Raw genomic sequence first — 7,000 nt, 5'->3', positions numbered from 1 at the left:
GGGGACCCGCAGCACGGGGCGACCTCGAGAACGCGATCGTGTACTCCGGCCTGCACGCGATCTGGACCTACCGGCTGACCCACCGGCTGTGGCTCGCCCGTGGCCTGCCCGGGGCGCGGTTCGCGGCACGGGTGATCGGGCAGGTCGCGCGCTCGGTCACGGGGATCGAGATCCACCCCGGCGCGCGGATCGGCCGCCGGTTCTTCATCGACCACGGCATGGGCGTCGTGATCGGCGAGACCGCGGTGGTCGGTGACGACGTGGTGGTGTTCCACGGCGTGACCCTCGGCGGGCGCGGCGGCGAGCACGGCCCCGGCGCTCGGCGGCACCCGCGGGTGGGGGACCGCGTGGTGCTCGGTGCGGGGTCGTCCCTGATCGGCGCGATCACGATCGGCGCCGACTCCGTCGTCGGCGCGAACACGGTCGTCACGAAGGACGTGCCGCCGCGGTCGGTGGTCACCGGCGTCGCCGGTACGGCCCGTCCGCGCTCGGGCCACGAGGGCGTCCCGCCGCTCTGACGTCCCGCCGTCCCCTCAGCGACCTCCGGTCGCGGTTCCGGACGGGAGGCACGGCGCGCTCCGTGCGCGCCGGCCCCCTCCGGCGTGTGGTCGGGTCAGCTCTTCTCGCAGGCGATGCCGTCGGCGTCGCGGTCGAGCTTCTTGTTCGCCGCGTAGAGCTTGTCGTCCTTCTTGACGGTGCCCTTGAGCGCTCGGTAGGTCACCTTGCCGCCGGAGATCACCTTGTTCCTGGTGACGGACTTCTTCGCGATGCCGCCGGAGTACACGCGGTGCACGGCGTCGCAGTTCTTGTAGACGGTGGGGGCTGCCTGGGCGGTCGAGGCGCCGCCGACGACGGCGGTGGCAGCGAGGACGACGCTCGCTGCGGCGATGCTGAGGGTTCGGGTGATGTGCACCCGCTCAGCCTAGGCCCACTGCGAGGATCTCTCATGCCCCCGATCGGGGTGCCGGTTCGGGCATGCTGGTGGCATGGACGGAGCTGCCCTGCACGAGATCGCCGCGCAGACCGCGATGGGCCTGCCCGCGGTCCAGGAGACCCAGCCCTTCGGCGAGGGCACGTTCGTCTACAAGGTCGTCGGCAAGATGTTCGTCATGACGTCCGAGCTCCGCGGGGTCCCGATCGTCAACCTCAAGTGCGCTCCACCGCACGGGGCCGCGCTCGTCCGCGACCTGGCGGAGGTGACACCGGGCTGGCACATGGACAAGCGGCACTGGATCACCCTGTCGCCCGGCGACGGCCTCGACGAGACCCTCGTCGAGGACCTCGTGGCGAACGCCTACGACCTGGTCGTCGCGGGGCTGCCCCGTGCGAAGCGGCCGATCGACCCGGTCCGGCGGACGCTGCCGGACTGACCGACCGCCGGGGCCCGCACGGCCCACGGCTCAGCCGCGCGCGAGGGCCTTCCCGAGCAGGACCTGCACCTTCGGCGGCACGGGTCGTCCAGCGTCCACGACCGCCTGCGCGCGCTCGGCCGTGACGCCGGCGAACAGTTCGCCGATCGTCACCCCGTGGGCCGGGCGGTCGATCACCTCGACCGCGTCACCGCTCGCCACCGAGCCGGACTTCACCACCCGCAGGTAGGCACCGGGACGCCCCTCCTCGGTGAACCGTCGGACCCACTTGTCCTCGCGCATCCGACGGGCGAAGGTCCCGCAGGGGATCCGGGGGATCGTGACCTCGAGCACGAGCTCGGCACCGATCCGCCATCGCTCCCCGGTCACAGCCCCGGTGACGTCGATCCCGCTCGTCCGGAGGTTCTCGCCGAACAGCCCCGGCGGCACCTCGCGATCGAGCAGCCCGGCGAAGTGCGTGGCGTCCTCGTCGGCGTAGGCGTACACGGCCTGGTCCTCGCCGCCGTGGTGCTTCCGGTCGGCCTGCACGTCGGCGCGGAGTCCGAGGGGCCGGACCCGCACCGGGCCGTCGACCGGACGCTTGTCGATGGCGGTGACCCCGATCGTGCCGGAGTCGGGCAGGAGCCGCGCCACGCGGCAGACGGCGGTCACGAGGGGCACCGCACCAGCATGCCGCACGGATGCCCTCCGTGCGGAGTCCGGATCCGGGTGTGACGAACCGGCGTCCCGGCCCGTCCCATCGGTGGAGGCCGTCACCGCGGCCGAGGAGGAACGACCATGACCGACACCACGAACGACCGACCCGGCTCGCAGCGCCACCCGGTCCGGCAGCACCTGCTCGCGCAGGCCCGGGTCCGCGCGCTCGCCGCACGACCCGTCGGACCGTTCCGGGTGACCACTGCCCACGCACGCCGCGCGGGTGCACGGTGACCGGTCGTCGCTCCCGTGCTCAGGAAGACCTCACCCGGTCCCGGTAGAAGGAACACGTGCCCCACCAGCTCCTCACCGACCTCGACGACGCCGTCCTCGCCGGCCGGTCGTCGGACGGCGACGTCCGGGCGTTCGAGGTCCTCATCCGCCGGTACACCCCGCTGCTGCGCGCCTACGCGCGCCGGACGCTCGGCTCGACCGACGAGCTCGACGACGTCGTGCAGGAGACCTTCATCACCGCCTGGGACCGGCTCGACCGGCTCGAGGACCAGAGCAAGGTCAAGTCGTGGCTCATGCGCATCCTCAGTCGGAAGTGCATCGACCGCATCCGGGCCCGTCGCTTCCACGACGACGTCACCGAGATCGAGGTCGAGGCCCCGTCCGACGATGCTCCGGAGCGTGTCGCCGAGGCCCGCTCGCGCGAGGAAGCCGTCGAGACCGCGCTCGGCGAACTCCCCGAGGCGCAGCGCCGGTGCTGGGTGATGAAGGAGGTGCTCGAGTACTCCTACGACCAGATCGCCGAGGAGCTCGACCTCCCCGTCTCGACCGTCCGCGGGCTCCTCTCGCGCGCCCGCAAGAACATGATCCGTCTCATGGAGGGATGGCGATGACCGATCCCGAGCACGTCCGGCTCGACTCCCTCGAACCCGACGACCTCGACGGCCACTCGATCGACGAGCTGGCCGACTACCTCGACGCGGGCATGCAGCCCGCGGACCCGTCCATCGACGACTCACCGGCGTGCCAGAACGCGCTCGCGGCGATCGTCCGGCTCCGGCAGTCGTCCCTCGGCTCGCTCGAGGCCGCAGCCGAGCAGGAGGCCCCGGCGGACGAGTCGTGGGTGAGCGGTGTGCTCGCCAACATCTCGCTCGAGGCGCGGGCGGGGCGGGACGTCCCCCTGCGTCCGGCCGCGCCGACCGAACGACCGGTGATGACCGAGGGTGCGATCCGGTCGCTCGTCCGGAGTGCCGGCGACGGCGTGTCCGACGCCCTCATCGCCCGGTGCACGCTCGAGGGTGACGTCACCGAGCTCGGGGCGCCCGTGCGGGTCGTCGTCGAGATCGCCGTCCGCGCCGGAGCGACGATCCGGACCGTGGCGTCGGAGGTCCGGGAGACCGTGGCGGCGGTGCTCGCTGACCAGACCGACCTCGTGGTCGACTCGGTCGACGTCGTCGTGCGCGACCTCGTGCCGCGCACCGACGACGAGCCCGCGGACGACCGTCCCGCTGATGACGGAACCAGCCACGGCAGCGACGACGAGGAGGCAGGCGCATGAGCACCCCGGACGAGACCCTGACCGCCGTCGAGACCGCGGTGCTCGCCGTCCCCGGGGTCGCCGAGCTCTACCGAGCCCGGCCCACCCTCGGCAGCACCGTGTCCGCCGTCAAGAGCCTGGCCGCCCGGACCGCACCGAGCCGGGTCGTCCTGGACGGTGACGTCCTCCGCGTCGTCATCGGCACCGACGGTTCCCGCCCGGCTCCCACCACCGCACACGAGGCCCACGTCGCCGCGCTCGCCGTGGCGACGGAGCACGGACTCGTGCTCAGCCGGGTCGACGTCCGGGTCGCGCGCGTCGGCTGACCGCCCGGCCGGACCCAGCACGGGTCCGGAGCCGTCACCGGCGGTCGGCGACCTCGAGCACGACGACGATCGCGGCCACGAGCACCGCCGTGGCGACGAGCGACACCGCGGGGACGACCACCGAGGCGGCGACGGCGACGGCGGCGGCCAGCACCACGACGACGGCGTTCCAGCCGAGCGACAGCGACGGACGGAGTGCGAGGGCCCAGACCGCGAGGACGAAGAGCGCCACCGGCACCGCGATCGTCGCGGCCACCGTCACGTGCGACAGGTCGGCCTCGCCGGCGTCGGCGCTCACCGCGACCTCGATGCCCGCCGGCAGCGCTCCGGCAGCCGCGAACACGACGTAGTGGCCGTACCCGAACACCAGGGCGCTCGGCAGGGACCGGATGCGGGCGTGCTGCTCGCGTGCGAAGTAGATCCACCAGAGCCCGGCGACGATCACGAGCCCGGCCGCCGCGAGCACGAGGAGCGAGCCGAGGTGGTCGGTGTGCTCGAGGCCGTCGATGACCGCGCTCGCGGATGCCACGAGCCCCTCGCCGAGGACGATGAGCGTGAACAGGGAGTACCGCTCGGCGATGTGCCGCGTGTGCCACGGCGTCGTGCGCGACCCCCGCTCGGCGACGGGCGGCACGAGCACCTCGAGCAGGATCAGTACCGGGATCGCTCCGCGCAGCGCGGCCTCGGGGAGTACGAGTGCGAGCACCCAGAGCGCCTGGACGACGACGATCCCGACGGCGTAGCGGAGCGCGGTGCGGCGGTACCCCGGCGCCGACGCGGCCGCGCGCAGCCACTGCCCGACCAAGGCCAGGCGCATCACGACGTACCCGACGACGACGATCGCGGGGTCGCCGTCGACCATGAGCGGTCGGACCCCGGCGGCGAGGACGAGCACACCGCCCATCTGCACGAACGTGGTGACGCGGTAGAGCCAGTCGTCGGTGTCGAACGACGTGGCGAACCAGGTGAAGTTGATCCACGCCCACCAGATCGCGAAGAAGACGAAGGCGTAGGAGACGATCGCCGAGCTGACGTGCCCCTCGGTCTCGATCTCGTGGAGGTTCGTCGCCGCGAACCCGACCGCGACGACGAAGACGAGGTCGAACAGGAGCTCGAGCGGGCTGGCCGCACGGTGCGCCTCGGCGGGGTCGCGTGGAGCCATGCGGCGCAGTCCGGTTGTGCTCACGGAGCATGCCTACCGCACGCCGGCGGACACCGGGAAGGTCCTCCCGGCCTCCGTCTCGTGCGGATCAGTAGAAGTTCGACGCCTGCGAGTGTGCCCACGCCGCGCACGGGGTGCCGTAGGCGGCGGAGATGTACTGCAGGCCCCAGGTGATCTGCGTGGTCGCGTTGGTCTGCCAGTCGGAGCCGGCCGTCGCCATCTTCGAGCCCGGGAGCGCCTGCGGGATGCCGGTCGCGCCGCCGTTGCTGTTCACGGCGCGGTAGTCCCAGCCGGACTCCTTGGTCCAGAGGTTGTCGAGGCACTGGAACTGGTCCGAGCCCCAGCCGTAGCGGGACGACGCCAGCGCCGACGCCGTGGCCTTCGCGCCCGCGACGGTGTTGCCCTCGGCGAGCTTCCGTGCCTGCTCGGCGGCCTCGGCCGCTGCCTTGGCTGCCGCTGCCTTCGCGGCCGCGGCCTTCGCAGCGGCAGCGCGCTTCGCGTCCGCGTCCGACCGGTCCTGTTCGGCGCTCGCCTCGGCGACCTCCTGGCTGGCGGCGACCGTGGTGGCGATGCGGTTCGTCAGGGCGGCCCCGGACAGCTTCGAGTAGTCGTCGAGTGCCTCGACCCGCTGGCGGAGCGCCGTCGTGTCGGTCTTGCGGTTGGCGTCGTCGAGCACCGTCCGGGCACTCGACAGGGTCGCCTGCGCCTGCGCGCGGTCGAGCGCGGTGCCGTCGAGCGCGGGGGCGCTCGTGGGGGTGGCGCTCGGGACGCCGAGTGCCTCGCCGAGGGCCGGCTGGGAGCCGACCGCGATGCCGCCGACGGCGATGGCCAGGACGGCTGCGCCGGAGGCGACGACGGTCGTCCGGTTGCGCAGGGCTCGTCGGACGCGGCGGGCGGGGGAGTCGAGGGCCTCGCGTCGGGTCGAGGCGGTGGTCGGAGCGGTGGTGCTGGGCAGAGCAGTGGTGCGTCGAGTCATCGGTTCCGGTGGTCGGCCGGCTCGTGTGCGGACCGCGCCCGAGCACGCCGGGGTGGGGGAGGCGTGTCGATCGGGGTGCGGCGTGGCCGTCGTGCGGTCCGCGAGCCGGGGGAGGCCCGGACGGTGGTGTGGGGCCCGTCCGTCCGCCGTCCGGTGACCGTGGGGTGGTCACGCCGAGGCGGAGCGGTCACGATGACGCGTCACGCTGGGCGCAGCGTCCAGGAACACTGGCAGAACCGTCCGTCCACCCTTCGGTAACGGTTCGGTAACGACCCGCGTCGGGGTCAGGAGGTGTGAGGTTCCTGGGCGCGGTCGCCCTGTGCGATCCGTTCGAGCGCGTCGAGGGCCCCGGCGATCGCCGCGACGTCGTCCTCGGGGAGGCCGTGGATGAGTTCGGCCACGATGCCGGTGCGTTGCGACCGTGCAGCCTCGACCGCGGCGACCCCGGCCTCCGTGGCGCTCACCATGAACGCCCGGCCGTCCCTCGGGTCGGCCTCCCGCTCGATGAACCCGCGCTGCTCGAGTTCGGTCAGGATCCGCGTCATGGTGGGCTTCGTCACCACTTCGAGGCGGGAGAGGTCACCCGGACGCAGGGGACCCTCGCGCTCGATCGTGGCGAGCGCCGAGACGATGCCGTAGCCCAGCGAGGCGGAGTCGGTCCGTGCGCGTCGGTTGATGCGTCCGACGGCCGCGGCGAGCCGCGCGGCGATGGCCGTACGGTCGGTCTCGCGAGCGCTCATGGGTGGCCTCCGCTTCGGTGATCAGGGGTCGTGCGTGATGCTACCGCCCGATCGTGGCGGCACCGGTACGGGCGCTTTCTGTCCGACCGTACAGGTGTGCTCAGCGTTTCTCGCCGGGGAGTTGGTGGATCGCCTCGGTCGCGAGCTCCGCGCCGATGTTGTCGCCGGCTTCGGTCGCGGTGCGGAGACGCCGGAAGTCCTCGGTCATGCGCTCCCAGTCGACGAGTTCGTCGAGGTTCGG

General features: G+C 72.9%; 11 protein-coding genes. 6 read left to right on the top strand and 5 right to left on the bottom strand.

Annotation, left to right across the window (positions count from 1 at the left end; genetic code table 11):
- Positions 1–518, top strand: a 518-nt coding sequence (epsC, locus tag I59_RS05060) for a serine O-acetyltransferase EpsC (RefSeq protein WP_022902939.1), incomplete at its 5' end; no start/stop codon positions are given.
- A 95-nt stretch (positions 519–613) separates the two neighbouring features.
- On the opposite strand, the gene I59_RS05055 is transcribed toward epsC, so the two are convergent.
- Positions 614–913 (bottom strand): excalibur calcium-binding domain-containing protein, encoded by a 300-nt coding sequence (locus I59_RS05055; RefSeq protein WP_022902938.1) that lies wholly within the window; start codon positions 911–913, stop codon positions 614–616.
- 73 nt (positions 914–986) lie between these two features.
- Here I59_RS05055 and I59_RS05050 point away from each other — a divergent pair, with 73 nt between their 5' ends.
- Complete coding sequence (locus I59_RS05050) at positions 987–1,370, top strand: MmcQ/YjbR family DNA-binding protein (protein ID WP_022902937.1); 384 nt, start codon at positions 987–989, stop codon at positions 1,368–1,370.
- A 30-nt stretch (positions 1,371–1,400) separates the two neighbouring features.
- Here I59_RS05050 and I59_RS05045 read toward each other — a convergent pair whose 3' ends face one another.
- Positions 1,401–2,030 carry an MOSC domain-containing protein gene (locus I59_RS05045; protein ID WP_022902936.1) on the bottom strand — a complete coding sequence of 210 codons (630 nt, stop codon included), beginning with the start codon at positions 2,028–2,030 and terminating at the stop codon, positions 1,401–1,403.
- Between the two features lie 117 nt (positions 2,031–2,147).
- Between I59_RS05045 and I59_RS22610 the strand changes: the two genes are divergently transcribed.
- Genes I59_RS22610 through I59_RS05025 form a run of 4 tightly spaced genes read left to right on the top strand, consistent with a single transcriptional unit; the run spans position 2,148 to position 3,881 of the window.
- A complete protein-coding gene (locus tag I59_RS22610; RefSeq protein ID WP_022902935.1) occupies positions 2,148–2,300 on the top strand; it encodes a hypothetical protein in 153 nt (50 codons plus the stop codon).
- A 56-nt stretch (positions 2,301–2,356) separates the two neighbouring features.
- Positions 2,357–2,911 (top strand): RNA polymerase sigma factor, encoded by a 555-nt coding sequence (locus I59_RS05035; RefSeq protein WP_022902934.1) that lies wholly within the window; start codon positions 2,357–2,359, stop codon positions 2,909–2,911.
- On the top strand, positions 2,908–3,576 hold the full coding sequence (locus tag I59_RS05030; protein ID WP_042726483.1) for a hypothetical protein: 669 nt from the start codon (positions 2,908–2,910) through the stop codon (positions 3,574–3,576). The genes I59_RS05035 and I59_RS05030 overlap by 4 nt, the downstream gene beginning before the upstream one ends.
- Positions 3,573–3,881 (top strand): hypothetical protein, encoded by a 309-nt coding sequence (locus tag I59_RS05025; RefSeq protein WP_022902932.1) that lies wholly within the window; start codon positions 3,573–3,575, stop codon positions 3,879–3,881. The genes I59_RS05030 and I59_RS05025 overlap by 4 nt, the downstream gene beginning before the upstream one ends.
- Before the next feature lie 34 nt (positions 3,882–3,915).
- Here the strand turns inward: I59_RS05025 and I59_RS05020 are convergent, their stop codons facing one another.
- The 3 genes from I59_RS05020 to I59_RS05010 all read right to left on the bottom strand — a co-directional run bounded on the left by I59_RS05020 (position 3,916) and on the right by I59_RS05010 (position 6,759).
- A complete protein-coding gene (locus tag I59_RS05020; RefSeq protein ID WP_022902931.1) occupies positions 3,916–5,067 on the bottom strand; it encodes a low temperature requirement protein A in 1,152 nt (383 codons plus the stop codon).
- Positions 5,068–5,131: 64 nt separating this feature from the next.
- Positions 5,132–6,019, bottom strand: coding sequence for a hypothetical protein (locus I59_RS05015; protein ID WP_022902930.1), 888 nt, complete (start codon positions 6,017–6,019; stop codon positions 5,132–5,134).
- Positions 6,020–6,303: 284 nt separating this feature from the next.
- On the bottom strand, positions 6,304–6,759 hold the full coding sequence (locus I59_RS05010; RefSeq protein ID WP_022902929.1) for a MarR family winged helix-turn-helix transcriptional regulator: 456 nt from the start codon (positions 6,757–6,759) through the stop codon (positions 6,304–6,306).
- Positions 6,760–7,000: the final 241 nt, after the last annotated feature.

This window comes from Curtobacterium sp. B8, assembly GCF_000333315.1.
GTDB lineage: Bacteria > Actinomycetota > Actinomycetes > Actinomycetales > Microbacteriaceae > Curtobacterium > Curtobacterium luteum.
Note: the sequence above shows the minus strand (reverse complement) of the source record. Positions and strands in the feature narration are given on the sequence as shown.